At 43.8% G+C, this 1942-nt stretch carries 1 protein-coding gene; it reads right to left on the bottom strand.

All coding sequences use genetic code 11. The annotated features are described in order from the left end of the window. Positions 1 to 167 precede the first annotated feature (167 nt). On the bottom strand, positions 168 to 1694 hold the full coding sequence (locus tag LAY57_RS35460) for a protelomerase family protein (RefSeq protein ID WP_249072168.1): 1527 nt from the start codon (positions 1692 to 1694) through the stop codon (positions 168 to 170). Between the last annotated feature and the right edge of the window lie 248 nt (positions 1695 to 1942).

Here is a 1942-nt window from a genome sequence, read left to right as displayed (position 1 = left end):
TAATACATGGGCTCTCTAGAGAGCCCATGTATTAAATACAGGTAATATCGCTTTCTATCCCTCTTGTATAGTGATGCTGATATCCTACTTATGGTCTTGTATATAGATAGTTAGCCTGTCATTCCTTCTAGTATTTGTATAACTCCTCTTGTATATAGATAACTTGGTCACTCATGCCCTGCTGTAAATAGATGCCCCCCTGACTTTACCTCTTGTATATAGATATTGTCAGTGCGATGGCCGGAAAATTGATTGCCCATATGCTCTTGTTGATAGATAGCTCCACTGCGATCGCTGGGCTGTTGCCTGCTCAATTCCTCTTGTATATAGATAATTCCAGTGCGATCGCCGCCGACTTCCTTCTCTATTTCCTCTTGTATATAGATACTGCCACTGCGATCGCTGGGCTGTTGCCTGCTCAATTCCTCTTGTATATAGATAGCCCCAGTGCGATCGCATCTCATTTGCTTATCTATTTCCTCTTGTATATAGATATTCCCAGTGCGAACGGCGACTGCTGACACTTCTTTTTCTATAACCTCTTGTATATAGATATTCTCCCACAAGTCAGGATCAGACTGGCAAACACAGTCAGTGCCTGTGACCCGAAAATCACTGATATAGCTATGTGGAGTTTGGGTGTCGGTAATCAAACCCCATTTGAGTAATTGACCTCGACCTAGACCTAAGATGATAGCGATGTAGAGCGTGTTATCTGCGTCTGATGAATTGAAAATTTGATTACAGGCTACGGCATAAATGGCTCGCAGTGCCTTGTAAGTGAAATAGGGATGGCTAATGCCCCAATCCTGCCGCTTGTGCTTCATCAACTGGCCTAGAGAACCTCCAAACACCCGACTGGCTAAGGGCGGGGAAGTAGCTACCAGGCCATTGGACTTTAACCACTGATGACCTTTCACCACTAATGACCCATCCACCAGGACAGGAATCAGGTAGCTGGGATTTTGCTGAAAGTAAATTGCTGCATCCCCCCGCGCTTTCAGTTGACCCGTAAACAAAACGTAGTGCGGCTCAACGTACTCAAATTTAGTGGCTTTCTGGTGAATTTCTGCCATTCTTCTGCCTGTAGCGATCGCCAAGGCTACCGATACTTGTTTCCAATCAGCACTGCCAGTAGCTTCCAGGGAAGACAGCACGCTGAGTGCGTATTGATGCAAATCGCCAAAGTTGATGGTTTCTTTATGTTTTTTCCGCACCGCTAGCAACCGTTTTTGTCTTCCTTTTTTTTGCGCTAGCTCTTGCGCCATCTGTTTCTTTAACTGCTCCTGAAATATCTCTATACAAGAGGATACTTGAGTGAAATAAGTTTCTTTGACCGTTGCTTCTACTAATGAATTGAGTAAGTTACGAATGTGGGTAAAGTATCTGAGTTTAGTCAAGAAGCCTAGAGCTTCCGACCCTCGCTTGCCCGGTTGTGAGTTCATCCATTCTTTGATCTGACTGGCTTTGGCGGCGATGTCCTGATGAATCGAAATATCCCAATTGCCATCACTGTGGTATTTTGATTGTCCAAGGGCCAATATTTGTTGGTAAAACTGTTGTATCCTGCTACCTAGTTTTTTGGATATTTCCTGGCAGAAATCGCTCACGATCGATTGTTGGCGCTTTAATACTTCTTCTGATACTTTAAAGCTCCCTAATTCTGATTCTGTTACTGCCTGTGAACAAACCATCTCTATCGATCGCACTTTGTCAATGCTTTGTGCCTATCTTACCCCAACTTTCTTTCTTCACGCCTTCCCTTAGTTTATGTATTTGCGTATGTCTTACTTTCCCTTTTGTATATATATCATCGCCTTTTTTTGTTGATTAGCTTCTTATTTCGCCTCCACCCAGAGCCCAGGTCTGAAGGGGCGACAACTATAGCTCAAAAGTAGACTGAATAAGCTTTTCGGCTCTTCGACCTCGCTGATAATAAGGT

It is taken from the genome of Argonema antarcticum A004/B2 (assembly GCF_023333585.1).
GTDB lineage: Bacteria > Cyanobacteriota > Cyanobacteriia > Cyanobacteriales > Aerosakkonemataceae > Argonema > Argonema antarcticum.
This window is presented reverse-complemented; position numbering and strand designations above follow the sequence as displayed.

Excerpts from the sequence above, each read along its gene's own strand:
- LAY57_RS35460 (WP_249072168.1), bottom strand. The coding sequence starts at position 1,694 with ATGGTTTGTTCACAGGCAGTAACAGAATCAGAATTAGGGAGCTTTAAA.